The organism is Dinoroseobacter sp. S124A, from assembly GCF_049801015.1.
Classification (GTDB): domain Bacteria; phylum Pseudomonadota; class Alphaproteobacteria; order Rhodobacterales; family Rhodobacteraceae; genus Dinoroseobacter.
Map to the genome: position 1 here is coordinate 37,599 of NZ_JBNAGD010000012.1, position 22,015 is coordinate 59,613.

The 22,015-nt window shown below is 67.2% G+C and carries 15 protein-coding genes; 9 read left to right on the plus strand and 6 right to left on the minus strand.

Annotated elements, in window-relative coordinates:
• Positions 1–309: 309 nt before the first annotated feature.
• Entirely contained in the window at positions 310–612 is a 303-nt protein-coding gene (locus ACP15I_RS20975) for a hypothetical protein (protein ID WP_424976550.1), read from the minus strand.
• 261 nt (positions 613–873) lie between these two features.
• Between ACP15I_RS20975 and ACP15I_RS20980 the strand changes: the two genes are divergently transcribed.
• A complete protein-coding gene (locus ACP15I_RS20980) occupies positions 874–1,968 on the plus strand; it encodes a capsule biosynthesis protein (protein WP_424976551.1) in 1,095 nt (364 codons plus the stop codon).
• A 31-nt stretch (positions 1,969–1,999) separates the two neighbouring features.
• On the plus strand, positions 2,000–2,668 hold the full coding sequence (locus ACP15I_RS20985) for an ABC transporter ATP-binding protein (protein ID WP_424976552.1): 669 nt from the start codon (positions 2,000–2,002) through the stop codon (positions 2,666–2,668).
• A 30-nt stretch (positions 2,669–2,698) separates the two neighbouring features.
• On the opposite strand, the gene ACP15I_RS20990 is transcribed toward ACP15I_RS20985, so the two are convergent.
• Positions 2,699–3,484, minus strand: coding sequence for a Stf0 family sulfotransferase (locus ACP15I_RS20990; protein WP_424976553.1), 786 nt, complete (start codon positions 3,482–3,484; stop codon positions 2,699–2,701).
• 105 nt (positions 3,485–3,589) lie between these two features.
• Positions 3,590–6,961, minus strand: a complete 3,372-nt coding sequence (locus tag ACP15I_RS20995; protein ID WP_424976554.1) for a calcium-binding protein — start codon at positions 6,959–6,961, stop codon at positions 3,590–3,592.
• 219 nt (positions 6,962–7,180) lie between these two features.
• On the opposite strand from ACP15I_RS20995, the gene ACP15I_RS21000 reads away from it, so the two are divergent.
• The 3 genes from ACP15I_RS21000 (at position 7,181) to galE (ending at position 10,337) form a co-directional block, all read left to right on the plus strand.
• Positions 7,181–7,963, plus strand: coding sequence for a trypsin-like serine peptidase (locus tag ACP15I_RS21000; RefSeq protein WP_424976555.1), 783 nt, complete (start codon positions 7,181–7,183; stop codon positions 7,961–7,963).
• A 153-nt stretch (positions 7,964–8,116) separates the two neighbouring features.
• Positions 8,117–9,256, plus strand: a complete 1,140-nt coding sequence (locus tag ACP15I_RS21005) for a polysaccharide pyruvyl transferase family protein (RefSeq protein ID WP_424976556.1) — start codon at positions 8,117–8,119, stop codon at positions 9,254–9,256.
• 61 nt (positions 9,257–9,317) lie between these two features.
• On the plus strand, positions 9,318–10,337 hold the full coding sequence (gene galE / locus ACP15I_RS21010; protein WP_424968604.1) for a UDP-glucose 4-epimerase GalE: 1,020 nt from the start codon (positions 9,318–9,320) through the stop codon (positions 10,335–10,337).
• 352 nt (positions 10,338–10,689) lie between these two features.
• On the opposite strand, the gene ACP15I_RS21015 is transcribed toward galE, so the two are convergent.
• Positions 10,690–11,646 carry a polysaccharide pyruvyl transferase family protein gene (locus ACP15I_RS21015; protein ID WP_424968603.1) on the minus strand — a complete coding sequence of 319 codons (957 nt, stop codon included), beginning with the start codon at positions 11,644–11,646 and terminating at the stop codon, positions 10,690–10,692.
• Between the two features lie 422 nt (positions 11,647–12,068).
• On the opposite strand from ACP15I_RS21015, the gene ACP15I_RS21020 reads away from it, so the two are divergent.
• From ACP15I_RS21020 to ACP15I_RS21035, 4 genes are all read left to right on the plus strand, one after another.
• Positions 12,069–13,154, plus strand: coding sequence for a glycosyltransferase (locus ACP15I_RS21020; RefSeq protein WP_424976557.1), 1,086 nt, complete (start codon positions 12,069–12,071; stop codon positions 13,152–13,154).
• 330 nt (positions 13,155–13,484) lie between these two features.
• The gene (locus ACP15I_RS21025; RefSeq protein WP_424976558.1) at positions 13,485–14,717 is read left to right on the plus strand and encodes a hypothetical protein; all 1,233 of its coding nucleotides are present in this window, start codon (positions 13,485–13,487) and stop codon (positions 14,715–14,717) included.
• Positions 14,718–14,732: 15 nt separating this feature from the next.
• The gene (locus ACP15I_RS21030; RefSeq protein WP_424976559.1) at positions 14,733–18,623 is read left to right on the plus strand and encodes a glycosyltransferase; all 3,891 of its coding nucleotides are present in this window, start codon (positions 14,733–14,735) and stop codon (positions 18,621–18,623) included.
• A gap of 181 nt (positions 18,624–18,804) precedes the next feature.
• Positions 18,805–19,845, plus strand: a complete 1,041-nt coding sequence (locus tag ACP15I_RS21035; RefSeq protein ID WP_424976560.1) for a hypothetical protein — start codon at positions 18,805–18,807, stop codon at positions 19,843–19,845.
• A gap of 431 nt (positions 19,846–20,276) precedes the next feature.
• Here ACP15I_RS21035 and ACP15I_RS21040 read toward each other — a convergent pair whose 3' ends face one another.
• Both ACP15I_RS21040 and ACP15I_RS21045 read right to left on the minus strand, forming a co-directional pair.
• Entirely contained in the window at positions 20,277–21,443 is a 1,167-nt protein-coding gene (locus tag ACP15I_RS21040) for a nucleotide sugar dehydrogenase (RefSeq protein WP_424976561.1), read from the minus strand.
• Between the two features lie 230 nt (positions 21,444–21,673).
• A complete protein-coding gene (locus ACP15I_RS21045; protein WP_424968597.1) occupies positions 21,674–21,925 on the minus strand; it encodes a hypothetical protein in 252 nt (83 codons plus the stop codon).
• Positions 21,926–22,015 lie beyond the last annotated feature (90 nt).

Here is a 22,015-nt window from a genome sequence, read left to right on the forward strand (position 1 = left end):
GGCCGTGGCAACGGGGGTGTCTGAGGCGGGTGGGGGGCTCATGACGGGCCGGACCGATTGGGACAAACTGGCTCTTGGTATGGCCCAAGCCCGGCACAATTACAATTTGCACGGCGGGCGGCGGTCCGGACCAAACGCCACGCGGGGCCGGGCAGGGGCGCTGGGTCACAGGACAGCCCGGGGCCCGGCGCTGGCAAAGGTCGAAGTTTTTCTGTAGCACGGAGAAGAGGCGCCCGCGCAGGCCTGCCCTCCCTTCGTTTCAGAGGACGACGTCCCGTGACCCAACCGAAAGCGTCCCCGCCCGTGCCGTCAGATCCCGTCAAACCCGCCCCTGCCGGCCCGAAGGGCGAGGCCGCGCCACAGCAGCCTGCGGCCCCCCAGCCCGGACCCGAACCTGTGGCCGCAGGGCAGGGGCGTCCGGCACAGCAGGCCCAGCCGCCGCAGCCCGCCCCCAAGCAGAAATCCAAGCCGCCCAAGGCTCAGCCGCCGGGCGCCGCCGCACAGCCCGGCGCCAAAGGTCCCGCGCAGGCCCCCGGCAAAGGTCCCGCGCAGGCCCCCGGCAAAGGTCCCGCGCAGAGCAAGTCCCCGGACAGACCCCAGGCAAAGCCCCAAGCCAAACCCGGGGGTCAACCGGGCGCAGCGCAGGGCCAGACCCCGCCCCCTGCCAAGGCAGGGCCGCACCCCGGGGCCAAACCGGGTCCGAGACAGGGACAGGCCCGGCCAGGCCAGGCGCCGGGACCGCGTCCGGGTCAGCCCGCCGCCCAGGGCGGCGCGGCTCCGGCCCGCGCGCAACAGGCTCCGGCCCCGGCCCAGGCGGCGGCCCCGGCACCTGTCCCGCCCCCGGCACAACCGGCCCGGGGCGCGCGGCGGCATGTGCTGCTTCTGGCGAGCTTTGTGGCCATGGTCCTGCTGCCCATGGGGATCTCGGCGGGCTATCTCTGGACCCGGGCCGTGGACCAATACGCCTCTTATGTGGGGTTTTCCGTGCGCACCGAAGAGATCGGCTCGGCGATCGAGTTGTTGGGCGGGGTGACGGAACTGTCGGGCTCGTCCAGCTCGGATACGGATATCCTCTACAAGTTCCTGCAAGGCCAGGAGCTGGTCGCCAATATCGATGCCGAGCTCGACCTGCGCGAGATGTGGAGCCGGGCAGACCCGGCCGTGGATCCGATCTTTGCCTATGAGGCTCCGGGCACAATCGAGGATCTGGTGGCCCATTGGGAACGCAAGGTGGCGATCTATTACGACAGTGGCTCGGGGCTTCTGGATCTGCGGGTGCTGGCCTTTGCGCCCCGGGATGCGCAGGCCATCGCCGAGGCGATCTTCGACAAGAGCAGCGCGATGATCAACGAGCTCTCGACGCTCGCCCGGGAGGATGCCATCCGCTATGCCCGCGACGAGCTCGATCAGGCGGTGGTCCGGCTGCGCGAGGCGCGGGTCGCGCTGAATGCGTTCCGCAACCGCACCCAGATCGTCGATCCGACCATCGACACCCAGAGCCAGATGGGGCTTCTGACCAATCTGGAGGCCCAGCTGGCCGATGCGCTGATCGAGGTGGATCTGCTGCGTGAAACCACGCGGCCCGGCGATCCGCGGATCACCCAGGGTGAGCTGCGCGTGGAAGTGATCGAGCGCCGTATCGACGAAGAGCGCCGCAAGATGGGCCTGGGCGGAGGCAGTTCCGATGAGCGCTCGGTCTTTGCCGATCTGGTGGGCGAGTACGAGACCCTGGCCGTGGATCTGGAATTTGCCCAGCAGAGCTATGTGGCCGCCCTCGCGGCCTTTGACGCGGCCCGCAACGAGGCCCGCCGCCAGAGCCGCTATCTCGCCGCCCATATCCGCCCGACCCTAGCGGAACGTGCGGAATATCCCGAGCGCGGCTTCCTGCTGGGGCTGATCACGCTCTTTTCCTTCCTGGCCTGGTCGATCACGGCGCTGGTGGCCTATTCCCTGCGGGACCGGCGCTGAGCCAGACGCGGCGGAGCAGGGACGAGACGCGATGATCCGGTTCGAGAACCTCACCAAACGCTTCGTGCTGCATGGTCAGTCCAAGATGATCATGCAGAACGTCAACCTGACGATCCCCTCGCGCACCTCCGTCGCCCTGCTGGGGCGTAACGGGGCAGGGAAATCGACCCTGCTGCGGATGATCGCGGGAACCATGGATGCCACATCCGGACGGATCCTGTCCACGGGCTCGATCTCCTGGCCCGTGGGGTTTGCCGGATCCTTTCATCCGGACCTGTCAGGTGCCCAGAACACTAAGTTCATCGCCCGGGTCTATGGGGTGGATACCAATGCGCTGAGCGATTTCGTCGAGGATTTCGCCGAGCTCGGCAAACACTTCCGGCTCCCCTTGCGCAGCTATTCCTCGGGGATGAGATCCCGGCTGGCCTTCGGGGTTTCCATGGGGATCGGCTTTGACACCTATCTTGTGGATGAGGTCACCTCGGTGGGGGATGCGGCGTTCCGGTCAAAAGCAACCGAACTCTTCAATGCCCGCATGGCCGAATCCGGGGCCATCGTGGTCAGCCATTCCATGCCGCAGATCCGGCAGATGTGCGACTCTGCCCTCGTGTTAGAACATGGAAAAGCCCACTATTTCGAGAACCTCGAGGAGGCCATAGCCCTGCATGAAAGCAATATGCAGGGGCCAAGGATGGCCTAACCCTGAGGGACGTCCGCAGTCTTACCCCCGTCAGTCCGGCTGCAGAGCGCCCCGCGCATAGTTCAGGTATTCTTGCCGAAACTGCTCGTTCAAAGAGGATGTCTGCTTAGAGATCTTCGGGGCTTTCGGCTTCCACTTCGACAAATCTTGCTCGGTGAACGGGGCGAGTTCGCGGATCACTTTCCCAGGCTCCGCGACAAGGTTTTCATAGGAGACCGTAACCCGCGGCAAATCGAGAATGGTGCAAACCTGCGCGATGAGATGGTTCCCGTCGATGACACTGCCGATGATCTGGGAAATCTGATCAGCATCAAAGCGGCAGTCTTGCGTGCCCGTTGCCTTGTGCTCGCTGGTCCATTGCTTGGTCTGCAAGGCAATCTGATAGGACACCGCCTGGCCTAGAATGTCCTCCCGCTGAATATGTATGACGCGCACAGCAGGGTACATATTGAAGACCCCAAACCTGTAGAGCATCAAGATCTGATCCCAAGACGCTTTGAGCCCATAGGCCTGTCCCATATCCTGCGCAGCCTTGCTGATCGCGTGGAGATAACTGGGGAAATCCGAGATACTGTTGTTTGTGCAGAACTGCTTGACCGTCGAGAAGATCAACTGTTCCCGAAACCCGCGCAGATGCGGAGTCATCCGCAGGTACTCGGCCAGCAGGTTGGACCCACTTCGATTCACGAAGGCCAATAGATAGAGAGGTTTCTCAAAAACAGGGGCGTCACCCGTATACAAGGCGTTCTCTTTGAAATGGGCACGAATTTCAACTTCATGAACACCTGGCGTGCACAAAGTAGATAGATATCGCATGTAGACCGATCCGATCTCGTTCACTTGGCTTGACCATTTGGGCCTACAGAAGCGCAGATTAGTTGCCAAGAGCGTTCCAGTGGAACTGGGTCAACACATGCAGGCTTACAACAAGCTGATGGAACCCAGGATGTCTTCCGGCACGTGTATATTCACCAGTAGAAGACTGTTTCCCGAACCGAAATCGAGGAGAAGTCCCGCAGCTTGCGCCGTGACAAAAGGATCAAGCGTTTCGGCAGTTATCGGCTGACCATCGAACAGCTCCGAGGACAGGCGCAACTGATCCTCGCCAAGAGTCAGATCCTCGATCACATCATGGCCGGCTTCGAAGACGAAGGTATCTGCCCCCGCACCCCCATTGAGCCGGTCATTCCCGGCGCCTCCGACCATGTAGTCCCGACCGTTCTGACCGAAGAGACGATCATCGCCGGCGCGGCCATGGAGGGTGTCATGCCCGTCGCCACCCCAGAGGCTGTTGGCCCCGGCATCGCCCCGCAACCGGTCCTCGAACCGGGACCCCTGCAGGTCCTCCACACTGGTATAGCTATCCCCGGCAGCCTCGCCCGTATTGAGATGGGTATAGGCGAGATCCGCCAGAACGCCGCTACTGGCCGTCCAATAGGCTGCACGATCCGTGCCAGCCCCACCGTCGAGCCGGTCCGCGCCTGCGCCGCCGAGCAGGACGTCCTCTCCATCACCGCCAACAAGCTGATCATGGCCGCCCCGCCCGTGAAGCGTATCGTCACCCGCCCCGCCCCAGAGACTGTTGGCCCCGTTCGTACCCCGCAGATCGTCGTGATACTTGCTGCCCTGCAGGTCCTCGATACCGGCATAGCTGTCTCCGGCAGCCTCGCCCGTATTGGAGGCGGCAAATTGCAGGTCCACCAGGAGCCCCACGCTCGAAGCCCAATAGGCCGCGCGATCCGTGCCTGCGCCGCCGACCAACTGGTCCGCACCCGCCCCGCCGAGCAGCACATCATCCCCCGCATCCCCGACAAGCCGGTCATGGCCCCCGCGCCCGTGGAGCGTGTCATTGCCCGACCCGCCCCAGAGCGTGTTGGCCGCCCCGTCGCCGCGCAGGTCGTCCCGGTACTGGCTGCCCTGCAGATCCTCGATACCGGCATAGGTATCGCCCGCCGCCTCACCCGTATTGGCCCCGGCAAATTGCAGATCCGCGAGGATCCCAGCACTGGCGGTCCAATAGGCGGCCCGGTCCGTGCCGGACCCACCGATCAGGTCGTCAGCACCCGCCCCCCCCAGAAGGAGGTCGTTGCCCGCATCCCCGACCAGCCGGTCATGGCCCCCGCGCCCGTGGAGCGTGTCATTGCCGGCCCCACCCCAGAGCGTGTTGGCCGCCCCGTCACCGCGCAGATCGTCATTGCTCTCGCCGCCCTGAAGATCCTCGATACTGTCATAGCTGTCGCCCGCCGCGTCCCCCTGATTGACATGGACAAATTCCAGATCCGCGATGATCTGCCCATTGGAGGCGTAATAGGCGGCCCGGTCCGTGCCCGCGCCACCAACCAGCTGGTCCGCGCCCGCGCCCCCCTGCAGCAGGTCATTCCCGGCCCCACCGATGAGGTGATCATCTCCGTTGCGACCATGGAGGCTGTCGTCCCCCTCATTGCCCTGCAGGATGTTGTCGCCGCCATCCCCGCGCAGATCATCATGGTGTTTGCTGCCGATCAGGGCCTCGATGCTGTCGAAACTGTCGCCTGCCGCATCCCCGGTATTGAGCTGGGCAAATTGCAGATCCACCAGAAGCCCGGCGCTCGCGGCCCAATAGGCGGCCCGGTCGAGCCCCGCCCCACCCTCGAGCCGATCCGCCCCGGTCCCCCCCAGCAGGATGTCATCGCCATCGGCCCCAACCAGCCGGTCATGGCCGCCGCGCCCATGGAGCGTATCATCCCCGGCATTGCCCCAGATCGTGTTCGCCGCCCCGTCGCCGCGCAGATCGTCCTGGTGATTGGTGCCCTGCAGGTTTTCGATGCTGATATAGGTATCGCCTGCCGCCTCGCCGGTATTGGCATGGGCGAATTGCAGATCCGCCAGGATCCCGGCGCTCGCGGTCCAATAGGCCGCCCGATCCGTGCCCGCCCCGCCATCGAGCGTATCCGCCCCGGCCCGGCCCAGCAGGATGTCATTGCCCCCCAGGCCCAGCAGGGTGTTGTCCGCCGCGTTGCCATGGATCGTCTCGCCCGCCGCGCTGCCTTCGAACAGGATCTGCACCGGGTCCGGGGTCAGGCCGTCGAACATGGTCAGATGCACCCGGCTGAGATTGAGCACATCGAGCCCGGCCAGCAGGCTCGGGTCATAGGCCCCGCCCTCCGGGTTGTGCAGGATCAGCACCTCCTCGCCAAAGCTGAGGCGGGCGCCATCGCTGGTCTGGGTGATGGCAATCTGATCCATGCTGCGCAGCATGGTCCAGGCCGAGAGATCCAGCACATCCTCGCGCGGATCGAAATCGAGGATGTGATCCACCGCGCCATCGGCATCCAGCAGGAAGAGATCCGCGCCGGCACCGCCCTGCATCCGGTCCTCTCCGCCGCCATCGAGCAGCAGATCCGCGCCCGCGCCACCTTTCAGCAGGTCGGCCCCGGCACCGCCCACCAGCAGGTCCGCCCCCGCCGTGCCCGTCAGGGTCGCCCCGCCATCCCAGGCGAGCTGCGCCGCCCCGGTCGTGCCCAGCGAAACCTGCAGCTGGGTCACCCCGGGCTCCCGCTCGGATCCGGCGAAGATCTGCAGGCCGTTTCCCGTCTCCTGGGCGGCCAGGGTCACCACATTCACCAGGGACATCTCGGCACTGTCGGCCACCGTATCGAGATGGACGAGCCGCCCCCCCGGCAAAAGCTCGAACAGGGACAGGCCGTCATCGGCCCCGCCCGCAATCACATAGCTGCGCCCGTCGACCTGCAGCGTCTCGAGGCTGGTAACCCGGGAGAACCGGGTCTCCATATCGTCGATGACATGGTCCCGGGGGATCAGCTCCCCCGTGGCGGTCACCTCCAGAACACTGAGGGAGGAGGACCCGGCCCCGCCGATGATGGCATAGGCCGTGCCTGCGATCTCCAGCACCTCAAGCTGCGTGGGGGTCGACAGGCCCAGACCCTGCTCCGCCCCCATGGTCGCGACCAGATCGGACCCGCCCGTGGGGTTCAGGCGAAAAAGCTGCACCGCGTGATCCGGATGGTCGAGCACCACCCGGTATATCTGCCCGTTCAGGGTGACCACGGCCTCCGGCGCGTCCGCACCCCCGCCCCCGGCAGAAGGCGGATCGGTCAGCGCCTGCTGATCGACCAGGGTCGCCGACCCACTGCCCGAGAGCGCATAGGCCGTGACCACGCCCCCCGCAGGGCTGCTCGCATAGAGCAGCGCCCCGCTGGCGGTCTGGCCGATCTCCAACGCGGTGACCGGCGCAGCGGGCTGGTCCACTGCGACCGGATCGGTCAGTGTCGTGACATGAACAATCTGCGCCACCTTGGCCCCCCTTGGACAATCTGCGCTTCGTGCGCGGACAACATCCCCCCCCGCGACGTCACGGGCCGGGCGAGGGGCAGGGCAAAAGGGTGGCGTTTCGCGCGAATTTTAAGGGGCGCGGGACGTCCGCATCCCGGGCCCCGGATGCGGGCCGGGATCGCCAACCTGCTGGGCGCCCTCCTGCTCGGCGGGGGAGTCGGGTTGGGCGGGAGCCTCGGCTTGGGCCCGGGACCGGGGCTGGCCCAGACCCCCGATGCCGGAACCCTGCACAACCAGATCTATCGCCCGGAGCTCAGCGGGATTTGCGGCGCCGGGCGGCAGGGGGAGGCGGGCTGTGCCGCGATCCGGGGGCGCGAGATCCTCGATGCCGGGACCGCGCCCTGGCGGGCCATCGGGCGGGTGAATTTCGCCAGCCTGCAGATCCGCAGTCATTGCACCGGCACGCTGGTGGCCGAGGCGGTGGTGCTGACCGCGGCCCATTGCCTTTATAACTACGCCCGCAAGGCCTGGATCCCGGCCCAGAGCCTGCGCTTTGTGGCAGGCTACCAGCGCGGCACGGGGCTCGGAGTGGCGGGGGTGCGCCGCTATGTGCTGGACCCGGTACAGGATCCGGCAAGCCGGGATTTCCGCGGCGGGATTGCCCGGGATTGGGCCCTGCTGGTGCTCGACACCCCCTTGGGGGCAAGCGCTGGGATCCTGCCCATGGCCCGCTCCGGGACCGGAGACAGCGCGACGGCGCTGGCGGGCTATGCGGGGCTGCGGCCCCATGTCCTGTCCATGGCCCGGGCCTGCGGGCCCGGCCAATTGCGCGCCGGGGGCGCCATCCTCGAGACCCCGTGCCCCGCCATGCAGGGCGATAGCGGCGCGCCGCTTCTGGCCCTGACCGAGGCGGGACCGGTGATCCACGGGGTGCTCTCGGCGGTGGCCAGCACCGAAGGCGGGCTGCGCAGCCTGAGCATTCCGGCGGCGCAGATCCCCGATCCGGCGACACTGACCCCATAGCGCCGGAGACCGCAGGACAGGAGGGCAGGGGCACCTCCCCCTCGGGCGCAATCGGCGCTAGACAGGCATGAACGGGCCTGAACGGGCCCCGCGCGGGTCCTGTGCGGGGCGTCACAAGGCCCCTCCTCAGGCTCTTCAAAAGGCGGATACACGGTGCAGACCCCCTATATCTCGGCGATCTATCCGCTGCCCGGGCCCGATGAGACCCGTCCGGTGGCGCAGTTTCTCAGCGAGACGGGGCAGAATACCGGCAACCTGATCTTCTCGGCGGCGGTGCTGCGGCTGGTGCGCGGGCTGGCCCGGCCGCCGCGCGAGATCACCGATCTGGGCGAGATCGCCGAGGCCTGCGACGGGGTGGTACTGGCGGCGGCCAACTGGCTGCAACCGGCCCGCGATCTGGGCGAGATGGCCGCCCTGATCGAGCAAATGGACAAGCCCACCGTGGTGCTGGGGCTCGGCGCGCAGGCCCAGGAGGACCGGATCCCCGAGCTGCCCAGGGGCAGTTTGCGGTTTCTCAGCGCAGTGTCCGAGCGCAGCGCCTCGATCTCGGTGCGCGGCACCTTCAGCGCCGAGGTGCTGGACCATTACGGGATCCACAATGTGACCGTGACCGGCTGCCCCTCGCTGCTCTATCACCTGGACCGCCCGGCGCAGATCGCGCCCCTCGCGCGGCCGGATCCCGACCGGCCCCTGCGGCTGGGCCTGAATGGCGGGCTGCCCGGGGACCGGATCCCGGCCCGGGACAGCCCGCGCCATGTGCTGGGCCGGTTCATGCTGGGCGAGGCCCGGCGGCTGGGGGCCGATTACACGGCCCAGACCGAGCTGCCGCTGATGCGGCTGGCGCGGGGCGCGCTGCCACCGGAGGATCCGGCCTGGCCGCTCCTGTCCCAGGCCCTGGGGGAGGCCGATCGCGCCCGGCTGGCGGGCTGGGCGGCGGCCCATGTGAAGCTGTTTGGACAGGCCGAGAACTGGATCGCGTGGGCCGCCAGCCGCGATCTGGTCATCGGCACGCGGCTCCATGGGGTGATCGCCGCCCTTCTGGCCGGGCGGCCCGCGATCCTGCTGACTCATGACAGCCGCACCGCCGAGATGGCCCGGCAGGCGGGCATCCCGGCCCGGCCGGCCGCGCAGGCACTCGACGCCGGAGCCCTGGATCCCGCGCGCCTTCTGGCCGAGTACGACCCGGCCCCGTTCAACGCGCGCCAGCCTGCCTATCTCGCGGGGTTTGCAGCGTTTCTCGACCGCAATGGCGTGCCACACAGGCTCACCCCGCCCGCCGGGCCGCGCCATTGACAGGCTCCGAACCGCCCGTCAGAACACCGACAGTTTCGTGTTGACAGCGTAAAGGCCCCCCATGACTGAAACGATCCTTCTGACCGGTGGTGCGGGCTATATCGGATCCCATACCTATGTCGCCCTGAAGTCTGCGGGCTACGAGGTGGTGATCCTCGACAATTTCTCCAACGCGGCCGATGACGTGCCCGACCGGCTGGAACTGATCACCGGCGGCCCGGTGCGGCTCTACAGGGGGTCGGTGCTGGACCGGGCCCTGCTGGCGCGGATCTTCACCGAGACCAGGATCGACGCGGTCGTCCATTTCGCCGCCCGCAAGGCCGTGGGCGAGAGCGTGGCGATGCCGCTGAACTATTTCGAGACAAACTGTTCCGGGCTGGTCGGACTGCTTCAGGAAATGGACGTGGCGGGCGTGCACCGGCTGGTGTTTTCCTCCTCGGCCACGGTCTATGGCATCCCCGATGAGACGCCGACCCCGGAGACCGCCCCGCACCGGCATACCAACCCCTATGGGCTGACCAAGATCACCGGCGAGCTGGTGCTGGACGCCCTGGCGCAATCCGATCCCAAATGGGCCTTCGGCATCCTGCGCTATTTCAATCCCGCGGGCGCCCATAGCTCGACCCTGATCGGCGAGGATCCGTCCGACATTCCCAACAACCTGATGCCCTATATCGCCCAGGTGGCCATGGGCCAGCGGCCCCATCTGCAGGTCTTTGGCAATGATTACCCGACCCCGGACGGGACCGGGCTGCGGGATTACATCCATGTGGAGGATCTCGCCGAAGGGCATGTGCTGTCCCTGCAGGCGCTGCTCAGCACCCAGAAGGGCCATCTCGTCAATCTGGGCACCGGACAGGGGCACTCGGTCCTCGACATGATCGCGGCCTATTCCAAGGCCTGCGGGCGGGATCTGCCCTATGAGATCGTGGCGCGCCGGCCCGGGGATGTGCCGGTCTATTGCGCGCAAGTGGACAAGGCGCGCGCAGTTCTGGGGTTTGAAACCAAGCGGGATCTGGAGGCCATGTGCGCCTCGAGCTGGGCCTGGGTGCAGGCCCGGGCGCGCGGCAACACCCCCTGAGGCCAGGACCCGCGCCGGGGTCACCCTTTGGGGGGGCGTTCACAACATAACAAAGCTTATGCCGCAAGCCTGACCCCGGGGGCAGGCTTCCCGATCCGGCGGCGCGCAAGGAAGACGGCAAGGCCCGGAGGGCACCCGCTCGGCGCCGGTGAGACCGGGACCGATGCGGACGCGCGGGGCGCAGAGTGCCGACCGGCTGTCGACAGCAACTCGGCACGACCTGCGCGCCGAGACCGGCCGGTGACGTGTTCGGAGCGCACGACACTCGGGCCGCCCGCAGATTACGCACAGGGACCTGCCCGGCCCGGCAGCGGGCCCGCCGGGCTCGTCAATGCGTCGGCAGATCCGGAGCTCAGGCGGCGAACTGCCCGGTGAACTGGTCGATCCGGTCCCCGGGCAGGGTCAGCTCGGTTTTCCAGCCCCCATCGATGAGCTTGGCAAACTCGCCGGGCACCTTGTCCCGGGCCAGCACCGGCAGGTTCGTCTCGGCCCCGATATCCCGGGCCCGGTTGTCGATCGACACGGCGAGGATCCGGCGGCCATGCTTGAGCCCGCGGATCGAGCCATGCAGCCGCGTCCCGGTCACATCGATCGGACCGGAGGCCAGCAGCGCATCATAGGCGGCCAGATTGGGGGCCAGCACGGTGATCCCCTCGAGGCCCGCGATCTCCTGCAGATAGGGCAGATCCCGGGGCTGCTGCGGCCAGAAATAGACCTCGTCATATTTCTGCTTGAGGATCTCGATCATCTGCGCGTCTTCGGCGGCGGGCTTGTGCTTGGTCAGGGTGAAGACCACCCGGTCCGCCTTGCCCTCGGGCACGACGGGCGGGGTCTTGGCATAGCCCCAGAGCGTCGGGCAGCTGGTATTGGTCACCTTGAAATCGAGCATCTCCATGAGCTTCTGGCCCTGGGCGTCGCGCACCGAATGGGTGTGGCGCGAGGACAGGATCGTGGAGAGCAGCCGCTTCTGGCGCCAGTTGATCTTGTCGAAATCCCGGTTGGCCCCGACCCCGAACAGCACGACCTTGTCGCGCAGGGCCTCGACATCCTTGCCGCGCACGGTCCAGACGAAGTTGAACCGGCGCTGGTCGGCCGGTGTTAGCCCGTTGGTGCCGATCAACAGGGCGACATCCGCATCCGCAACCAGTTCACGCCCGAAATGGCCCAGGCCGTCATGGCTGGCCGAGCGCGAGATATAGGCATCCGGAAAGGTCTGGGCGATGATCGCCTTGGAGGCATCGACGATGATCTCATCACCCACATTGTCGGTCGCAACCGACGTATCAAGAAGATGTACGTGACGTACCATAAACGCTCCTTGCGATTGCGCCCGCAGACGCCTCGCCCATTTTGGAAGAAAAGAAATTGTCGGGGCACAATTCCCTGATGCCCGAGAGATGATCCAGATCCAGTCTTGAGGTCAAGAGACTCTCACTCCGCAAGAAAAACACCCTCTTAACGCGCTCAAACGGTCACGGTTGCCCGGTTGCGCGCGGGCAGGACACAGGGCCTCGGGCCCCTGTGGTCCCGGCGCCAGCCCCCCGGGCCCAGCGATGCGCCCGGGCCCAGCAAAGGCCCCGCCGCGCCCGAATCACAGGCGGCTATACGCCGCGGAACCTGCGGCTTGTTGGCCCCCGGGGCGGTTCGTAGTGTATCGGCACCTGCCGCCCCAGGGCGCCGTTAGATGTGTTCCATGTCATGTTTGCTCTTGCTTCACGCTATTTCGGACTGGTGTCCGAAACGTTCGTCACCGCCCATGCCATGCGTCTGGCCCCGGGACGCTCTGCCTTCGTCACCCATACGGAAGCCCCGATCCCGGAATTCAACGGCCCCTTCCTGTGCGATATCGGCCAACGCCCGCGCAGCTATGGCACGGGCGGCACCCCGACCAGCGCCCGCCCCGCCCTGCCCCTGGGCCGGATCAAGCCCCTGCGGGACCGGGCCGTAGCCGGGTTCCTGCGCCAGACCGGCACCGAGGTGATGATGACCGAATTCGGCGGGATGGGGGTCGAGATGGCCGCCCCGGCCGCCGCCGCCGGGGTCAAACTGCATGTGCATTTCCACGGCTATGACGCGTCCAGCCATTTGCGCTTTCCCAAGATCGTCAAAGCCTATCAGACCCTGTTCACCCAGGCAGAGGGCTTCATCACCCCGTCGCGCTTCATCGCTGACAACCTGGTCGGGATCGGCTGCCCCGCCGACCGGATCACCGTGGTGCCCTGCGGTGTCGAGGCCGAGAATTTCCCCCCCTCCAGCCGCAGCCCGGGCCTGTGCATGGCCGTGGGCCGCTTTGTCGAAAAGAAGGCCCCGCTGACCACGATCGGCGCCTTTGCAAAGATCGCCGAGGCACATCCCGAGGCCCGGCTCGACTATATCGGCGATGGCCCCCTCTGGGAGGAGGCCAAGGCCGCGGTGGCCCAGGCCGGGCTGGAGGGCCGGATCCGGCTGCTCGGCAGCCAGCCCCATGACGTGGTGCGCAAGACCATGGGGGAGGCGTCGTTCTTCCTGCAGCATTCCGTGACCTCCTCCAATGGCGACACCGAGGGCCTGCCCGTGGCCATCATGGAGGCCATGTCCGCCGGGCTGACCATCGTCTCCACCCGCCATAGTGGCATCCCCGAAGCCGTGATCGAGGGCGAGAGCGGCGCGCTGGTGGACGAGCATGACCTGGACGCCATGGCCCGGGAGCTTGACCGGCTGCTGGCCGATCCGGACATGGCCGCCGCCTATGGCGCGGCCGCCCGACAGCGCCTGCTGGAGAAATTCACCCTGAACCACGCCATCGACAAGCTGCAGCACGCGATGGGGCTGGCCTGATCCCCCGACCCTCTGCCCGATCCCAGGGCAGCGGGGGACAAGCGGGCCGCGAGAGGAGATTGCCTCGCCCTGCCCCGCGCTCCATACTGGCAAGACTGCATCACCAAGGCCGCATCTGCGCGCATAGGGGCGGCGCATGGAACAGAAATGGGCGACGGTCTTGCCAGGATGCCGATGCATTTGCATGACACCCCCTGTTGAACCTCGGGGGCGGCAGCCTTCGGGACCTTTTCCTTACGGCAACGCGGGATTAGCCTGCCAAGCCAGATCGAATAGCGCCGCAAGACGGCATGACGCGCCGTGCTCCGGCGCTTTTTTCAAAGGGTGAGCATGTCCGAAATTCGCGCGACGCCAGCTCAGGACAGTGCTTTGCCGGACGACCTGCAGGCTTTGAAGACCCGGCTCCGGGACGTGACCGACCGATGCGCGGTGCAGGATGGCGAGCTGGCCACGCTGGACGCGGCTCTCAAGGACGCTCGGCTGACCGCCCATGACCGCGAGACCCGGATCCTGGAGGCCCAGGTCGAGATCCGGATCCTCGAAGACGCCCGGGACGCGGCCCATGCCCGGCTCGAGACCGCCCGGGCCGAGGTGCTGACCCTGACCCGTCTGCTGGCCCAGAGCGAGCCGCGCGCCGGGGGCGATCTGGCCCCCGAGACCTTCGCCCGCACCCTCGACCGGCAGGCCCAGCAGCTGGAGGCCCAGACCCGCGAGATGGCCGAGCTGACCCGGCTTCTGGCCGCCAGCGAACATCAGACACGGGCCCTGCGAAAGGCCAAGGACCGGATGATCGCATGGCTGCCCGAGCTGATGGAGGCCCTGTTGCAGGGGGCCGGTGCTGCGGATCCTGCCGCGGAGGGGGCCCGGCTGGAGGATGCGGATTATGCCGACTGCGCCCGGCGGCTAATCGCCACCGGCGCGTTTGATCCGGAGCACTATCTGACCACCAACCCGGATGTGGCCGAGAGCGGCACCGATCCGGCCTGGCATTTCGTGAAATACGGGCTGACCGAGGGCCGTGCGCCCCGCGACCTGACCCAGCCGCGCACCCCGCCCACACCTCCGGCGCCGGAAGCGGCCACCGGGGAGGCGCGCGAGGATTTGGATTTGAGCAGGGACGGGGACGCAGCGGCGGCACCCGACGCAGACGCACAGACCGGGATCGGGACAGAGGCAGAGATCGGGGCAAAGGCCGAATCCGAAGCCGACACTGGCGAGACGGTGATGGATGGGATCCCCCCAGCTGCAGAGACCGGGGCGGAGACCCGCACAGAGGCCCCTCCGGCAGAGATCGCGCCCGCATCGGATGGGGACCCGTCCGCAGAGACCGATACAGCACCCCCGGCACCGGACCCCGCCCCGGATCATGGCCCAGATCATGTCCAGAACCATGACCCGGAGGACCCTGCCCAGGCCCCCGAGACGCCCCCTGTTCCCGCAGCCCTCGACGATCCGGCAGGATCGGACGGGCCCCGCCCCACGCCCGCGGCAGAGGCAGAGGCAGAGGCAGAAGCCCCCTCCTCCGAGCCCCGCCAATCCGAGAGCGGCCATGGCCCGTCCTGAGACCAGAGCCCCGGCATGACCTCCGACGACCCGAATTCCGACCGCGCCGATCTCGAGGCATCGGGCCTCTTTGATGCCCTGTGGTACCGCAACACCTATCCGGATGTGGCGGCTCTGGGCATGGATCCGATGGAGCATTTCCTCTGGCTCGGGGCGCGGCTGCTGCGCAATCCGGGGCCGAAATTCGATGCCATGGCCTATCGCAGCGATTATGCGGATGTGGCCGAGGCGGATTACAATCCGGTGCTCCATTATATCCGCTATGGCCAGCCCGAGGGCCGTGTGGCCCGGCCCCCGACCCGCCCGGTCCTGCCGCCGGCGCGCAGTGCGGGGCTGCGGGCGGAGATCACCCGCCTGCCCGGCCACCGGGAGCGGCAGCCCATGCGGCCCACGGTGCTGCTGGTGGCCCATACGGTGGGCGATCAGCTCTATGGCTCCGAACGCAGCCTGCTGGACATGCTCGATGCGCTGACGGCCATGGAGATCAACGTGATCGTGGCCGTGCCCGGGGATGGCAACAGGGCCTATATCGAGCTGTTGCGCAGCCGGGCCTGTGCCCTGGCCGTGCTGGCCTATGAGTGGTGGCAGCTGGACAGCCCGGTGGATGAGGCAGCGGTGACCAGCTTTGCCCAGCTGATCGCCGAAGAGCGGATCGATATCGTCCATGCCAATACGATCACCCTGCGCGAGCCGCTGATCGCGGCCCGGCGCATGGGGCGGCCCGGCGTGGTGCAGGCGCGCGAACTGATCACCCATGACACCTCCCTGCAGGAGATGCTGGGCGCGGATGCCGACCGGATCATCGCCGCGCTATGGGGCCATTGCGACCGGATCATCGCCAATTCCCGGGCCACGGCCGCCTGTTTCGACCGGCCCGGGCGCCGCGCCGCGGTGGTCTATAACACCGCCGATATGAGCGCGCTGCAGAGCCTGCCGCCGCCACCCGTGGACGGCCCCCTGCGGATTGGCATGATCAGCTCGAACATGCCCAAGAAGGGCATTGCCGATTTCGCCGAGATCGCCCGACAGGTCGCCCCAGACCTGCCCGACGCGGAATTCCTGCTGATCGGGCCCGAGCATAGCCATACGGCGGCGCTGCAGGCGCGGATCGATGCCGGGGAGCTGCCCCGCAGCCTGCGCATCGCGGGCTATCGCGACACCCCCGCCGAGGCCATGGCCGAGCTCGACCTCGTGCTCAGCCTGTCCCAGTTTCAGGAAAGCTTCGGGCGCACAGTGCTCGAGGGGATGGCCGCCGGGCGTCCGGCGATCGTCTATGACCATGGCGGGCCGCCCGAACTGCTGATCCCGGGTGAGACGGGCCATGTGGTGCCTGCGGGCGATACCGAGGCCGTGGCCGCCCGGATCCGGGCCTACGGCGCGGACCGCAAGCAGCTGCTGGTGGACGGGCTGCGCGCCGCGGCCCATGCAGAGACCGCCTTTGGCCGGGCGGCCTATAACGCGGCCATGGCCGAGGCCTATGCGCCGCTGCTGGCGGATCTGGCCGCCGGGAGGGCCCCTGCCCCCATGGTGCTGCCGGCCCGCGCCCTGCCCCGGCAGATCCCGCGCGCGGATCTGAAACTGGCCTATTACTGCACCCATTTCCCGGTCCCCTCCGAGACCTTCGTGCTCAATGAGCTGCGCCTTCTGAAGGATCAGGGCATCGATGTGCAGGTCTTCTGCCGGGCCTCGCCCTTTCCCGATTTCGCCCCGGATTTCGACATCACCTGGGAACAGGTGCAGGATGCCGACCATCTGGCCGCGCGTCTGACCGAGACCGGGCGCACCATGGTCCATGGCCATTTCATCTATCCCACGGTGACCGACATGGTCTGGCCCGCCGCGCGCAAGGCCGCCATCCCCTTCACCTGCATCGCCCATGCCCAGGATATCTTCCGCTACAAGAACGTGGTGGCCAACCGGCTCGACGAGATCAGCGCCGACCCGCTGTGTTTGCAGATCTTCACCCTGTCGCGCTTTCACCGGGACTATCTGGTGGACCGGGGCGTGCGGGCCGAGAAAATCACGATCAACTCCAACTGCATCGACCCGGATCTCTTTGCCGGCGGCAAGACCCCGGATCGCCCCGCGCGCCGCCACAAGGCCGTGGCCGCCGTGTCGCGCTTTGCCGAGAAGAAGGGGCTGGATGTGCTGGTCCGGGCGGGCAAGCTGCTGGAGCGCGACGGGATCACAATCAACATCCATGGCTATGGCCCGCTGGAGGATCTCTATCGCCAGATCATCGAGGACCTCGAGATCACCAATGTCACCCTCCATGGCCCGGTGAAAGGCCGCGAGGCCCTGATGGAGGTGTTCCGGGCCCATGACCTGTTTGCCGTGCCCTCGGTGCGCGCGGCGGATGGGGATATGGACGGCATCCCCACCACCCTGATGGAGGCCATGGCCGCCGGGCTGCCGGTGCTGACCACCCCCATCGCGGGGATCCCGGATCTGGTCCATGACGGGATCACGGGCATGCTGTCGGAGGATGTCACGCCCGAGGCGCTGGCCGAGAAGATCCGCGCCTATTACGCCCTGCCCGAGATCGCGGTCGCGACCATGATCGAGGATGCCGAGGCCCATCTGCGGCGCAACCATAACGGGGCGGATCTGGTCAACACGCTGCTGCGCTTCTGGGCGGGCGAGACGCTCGACCTGATGGTGGTGTCCTGGAACAACCTCGCCCAGACCCGCGAGGTGATCCGGCGGCTCTATGCCAATACGGATCTGCCCTTCCATCTGGTGGTCTGCGACAATGGCTCGGACGCCCCGGCCCTGGCCCATCTGCTGTCGGTCTATGGGGCGCGGGACAACATGACCCTGATCCTGAACCGCGCGAATGCGCTGGTGGGGCCCGGCACCAATCTGTGCATGGCCCACGGGTCGTCGGATTACATGATCTATGTCTGCGGCAAGGAAGGCATGACCTCCCGCCAGGGCTGGGAACGGCCCTTTGTCACCTATCTCGACGCGCATCCGGAGGTCGGGCTGGCGGGGACCTTGTGCTATTCGCCGAGCTATCTGCATGGCCGGGACTACCCGTCGCGGATCGCGCTCTTTGACGATTTCCGCAATCCCGCATTCGCCACCGACAATCCAGACCGGGCCTTTTCCCATGTGCAGGGCGGGTTCTTCGCCCTGCGCCGGGCCATGTACGAGACGATCGGCGGGTTCTCCGAGGCGGTGCCCCATGCCTATACGGATGTGGAATACTCCTTCTACGTGGAGAGCTGCGGCTGGAAACTGGGCGAGGTGCCCGGGCTGATCTCCCTGTTCAACAGGACCCGGCCCGGGCTGGCTGCCCGGGTGGATGAACATCACGGCGCGCTGCATCCGCCGAACCTGGTGGATCTGGGCTGGCTCGACCGGATCGCCCGGCGCGAGGGGCGCCATTGCAATATCTGCGGCCATCAGGCCCCGGATTTCGAGGGCGGCGATGTGGCGGCGCGCTGTGGCCAATGCGGCTCGGACCGCCGGGCGCGCAGCCTGCACCGGGTGCTGGCCGAGACGATCCTGCTCTATCGGCGCCTGCCGGGGCTGGGGGTGAACATCCCCGCCGCCCTGCAGGGCTTCTGGGACGCGCAGTTCCGCGGCCCCATGCTGCCCCCCGAGGGCCTTGCCGAGGCGCTTGGCAGCGCCGAAGGGCGGCTTGCCCATGAGGGCGGCGCCTTGCAGCTGGCCTGCCTGAACGAAACGCTCGACGATCCAGGGCTGCGGGGCCCCGCCCTGGCCGAGGTGGCGCGGCTGCTGGCCCCCGGCGCGCCGCTCTTCGTGGTGGGGGACACCCCGCTCGCAGCACTGATCCCCGAGATCACCGCCGCCGGCTTTGCCCTGGAGGCGCGCAAGCGGCCCTCCTCGGCGGTGCTGCGCTTTGACTGGGCCGAGATCGGGGTGTTTCACCGGGTCTGACCCCCGCGTCCCCCGCTGCGGCCCCGCGCCCGCAGCTTGCCTTCCCGGGGCGGCCCTGTAGAACTGGAGGCCATGCGATCCCGCCCCGTTTCCCCCACGGCACCCTGCCCCGGGTCCCGCCCTTCTGTCCGGCCCTGTCTCGGCGCAGCGCGCGTCCCGGCCCCCTAGCCCGGAGGCGGCGGTGACATCCCTGATCCTCCATGCGGGCTTCCCGAAATGCGGCAGCACCTCGATCTTCAATGCGATGGTGGCCCAGCTTCCGGCCCTGCGGGCCCGCGGGGTGCGGGTCTTCAACCGCGATCTCGACCTGCCCGAGGATCCAGCGCAGCTGCAACCGCCGCTCTGGCCCCTGCAACAGGCCATGGAGAGCCCCGAGGCCGGGGTCGCCTTTCAGGCCCGCCTGCGCGGCCAGATCACCGCCGCAGGCCCCGACGAGACGCTGATCCTGTCCTCGGAAAACCTGGCCGATCTGCGCGCGCCCGCCCGGCTCTTTGCCGGGCTCGACCGGGCCTGCGACGTGACCGTGGTGGCCTATATCCGGCCCCAGATCGACTGGATCCCCTCGGCGTGGAAGCAATGGGATCTCAAGGACGGGCTGACGCTGGAGGCCAGCGTGCAGCGGCATCTGCGGGTCAACCAGCCCAATTACCTGCGCATCATGCGGGCCTGGCGCGCCGCCCTGCCCGGCGCGCGGATCCGGCTGCGGCCCTTCCTGCCGCGCCGGATGATGCGCGGCCAGCCGGCTTATGACTTCTTCGCGCTGTTTGACTGGCCCGCCGGGGCCGCGGCGGTCTTTACCGAGGCCAGCAATCCCAGCGTCGATTTCGCCCTGATGCATTTCATGATGCGCCACCATGACGTGTTCTTCGACAGCCGCCATGACGCGCGCTTTGCCCATCGGCTGACCCGGGCCCTGCCCCCGGCCTATCAGCGGCCCAATGCCCGGATGCTGTCGGCGGATCAGGCGCGGCGGATCCGGGATCACTTCCTGAACGAGAATTTCGCCCTGGCCAGCGGGTTTCTGGACGATGAGGACCCCGAGCACTTCGTGATGGCGGAGTTCGGACAGATCCCGGAGGGGCTCGCCTATGGCGAGATGTCCGAGGCGCAGATCCTGCGCCGCGCCCATCGCATCCTGAGCGAAGTCTTTGATCTACCCGGGCAGGACCGGCCTCTTGCCTTGGCCCTCCGGGCCCGGCTGATGGACGACGCGATCGCCTGAAGGCGGTGTATAACCCTTGAAAAGAGCCTGTTTCAGAGCCGTTCCAGGGCGCTCACAGCTGTTGGCTGCGCCCGGGCAGCCTCTGCAGGTCGATCCCCGCGAGACGCGCAGTCCCCGCCGCCCGCGCGGCCGGCAGACGGGTGGGAGCGGGCGGGGTACAAGACGAGATCTGCAGGGTTTCGAACCGGGCGCGGGTCGCAGCCCGGGCCAAGCGCGGCATCATCTGGTTGTGGGACACCGCCCGGTCCGGATCGATGCCGAACGCCTGATCGGTATAGTGGATGTCCGGGCGCGCGAGCCCGCAACGGCCATGGAAGAGAGAGCGCTGCAGGGCGGTGGAGCCGCAATTCGGCCCCCGATATGGAGGAGCAGGACCGGCGCCTCTGGGCGGTGCGCCCTGCCCGTCTCCGTGATCTCTGCCCCTGCCGGGCTCAGCTCTCGCCGAACAGGTCCCGGGTGAAGACCTTGTCTTCCACATCCTGGATCAGGTCATCCATGCGGTTGGCGACGATCACATCCACACCGGATTTGAACGCCTCCAGATCCCGCTCCACGGGGCTGTTGAAGAAGGTGTCATCGGGCAGTTCGGGCTCGTAGACGGTGACCTCGATGCCCTTGGCCTTGAGCCGCTTCATGATCCCCTGGATCGAGCTGTCGCGGAAATTGTCCGAGCCGGCCTTCATCACCAGCCGGTAGATGCCGACCGTGGCGGGTTGCTGGGCGAGGATCTGTTCGGCGATGAAATCCTTGCGGGTGGTATTCGCATCGACGATGGCCGAGATCATGTTCTGGGGCACAGTGGCGTAATTCGCCAGCAGTTGCTTGGTGTCCTTGGGCAGGCAATAGCCGCCATAGCCGAAGGAGGGGTTGTTATAGTGGCTGCCCACCCGCGGGTCATGGCAGACCCCCTCGATCACCGAGCGGCTGTCCAGCCCATGGGCCAGGGCGTAGCTGTCGAGCTCGTTGAAATAGGCCACGCGCATGGCGAGGAAGGTATTGGCAAAGAGCTTGATCGCCTCGGCCTCGGTCGGCTGGGTGAAAAGCACCGGCACATCCGCATCGAGCGACCCCTCGACCAGCAGATCGGCAAAGACCCGGGCCTCTTCTGTTTTCGCCCCGACCACGATCCGCGAGGGGTGCAGGTTATCCCAGAGCGCCTTGCCCTCGCGCAGGAATTCCGGGCTGAAGAGGATGTTCTGGACCCCGAGCTTGCTGCGCAGGCCTTCGGTATAGCCCACAGGGATGGTGGACTTGATGACGATGGTGGCCTCGGGGGCCAGCTTGAGCGCGCTCTCGATCACCGCCTCCACGGAGCTGGTATCGAAGCGGTTGGTTTGCGGGTCATAGCTGGTGGGGGTCGCGACCACGATGTAGCGGGCCCCGTCAAATGCCTCGGCCGCATCGGTGGTGGCCCGCAGGGTCAGGCTTTCCTCGGCCAGATAGCGCTCGATCTCGGGGTCGGCGATCGGGGCCTCACCGGCATTGAGCCGGGCCACCCGGTCTTCGGAGATGTCGAGGGCGACCACCTCATGGCGTTGGGCCAGCAGAACGCTCAGGGACAGGCCAACATAGCCGATTCCAGCAACAGCAATTTTCATCTTGGGAAACCTATAACAGTCGAGCTTGCCGGGACTTTAGCGGCACGCCCAGGGCACGTCACCGCGACAGAGGAGACCCGCAGATGGGTGCGGCCCTGACGCGACATTCTGCGGCCCCCCTGCCCGCAGAAAGCGAAAAGCGAACCCGGGCGGGTTCGCTCAGAGGCTGGAGATCCTCCAGCAATGGACCCGATCTGTCACAGCAGATCAGTCGCAACCGATCCCGAGGATCAGTCCGCGTCAGGTGCCGTGGTTGTGGTGCTGTCGCTGCTGCCGCTGGCGCCAGCCACGATCACGGCGCCAAAGGCGGTGACGCCCACGGCGGCTGCGGGCACGGTGGTGCCGGCGATCACGACGGTGCTTCCCGTCGCTGCCTGGCTGGAAACAGCCACGTTCAGCGGAACTTCGGACGTGGCCAGAGCAGGCGCTGCGGCGGCAGCTGCCAGAACCAGGCCGGATGCAAGAGCAGTAAAGGTCTTCATATCGGATACCTCGAATGGGATTCGCAATTGGTTTCAACATATGTGCTGCACTGTGGCGAGACAATGAACAAAGCCGGGCAGGCCCCGGTG

What these genes read in the sequence shown, in the direction of transcription:
- ACP15I_RS20985 (WP_424976552.1), top strand. Translation starts at nt 2,000, where the DNA reads ATGATCCGGTTCGAGAACCTCACCAAACGCTTCGTGCTGCATGGTCAG.
- ACP15I_RS20990 (WP_424976553.1), bottom strand. Translation starts at nt 3,484, where the DNA reads ATGCGATATCTATCTACTTTGTGCACGCCAGGTGTTCATGAAGTTGAA.
- galE (WP_424968604.1), top strand. Translation starts at nt 9,318, where the DNA reads ATGACTGAAACGATCCTTCTGACCGGTGGTGCGGGCTATATCGGATCC.
- ACP15I_RS21015 (WP_424968603.1), bottom strand. Translation starts at nt 11,646, where the DNA reads ATGGTACGTCACGTACATCTTCTTGATACGTCGGTTGCGACCGACAAT.
- ACP15I_RS21025 (WP_424976558.1), top strand. Translation starts at nt 13,485, where the DNA reads ATGTCCGAAATTCGCGCGACGCCAGCTCAGGACAGTGCTTTGCCGGAC.
- ACP15I_RS21030 (WP_424976559.1), top strand. Translation starts at nt 14,733, where the DNA reads ATGACCTCCGACGACCCGAATTCCGACCGCGCCGATCTCGAGGCATCG.
- ACP15I_RS21040 (WP_424976561.1), bottom strand. Translation starts at nt 21,443, where the DNA reads ATGAAAATTGCTGTTGCTGGAATCGGCTATGTTGGCCTGTCCCTGAGC.
- ACP15I_RS21045 (WP_424968597.1), bottom strand. Translation starts at nt 21,925, where the DNA reads ATGAAGACCTTTACTGCTCTTGCATCCGGCCTGGTTCTGGCAGCTGCC.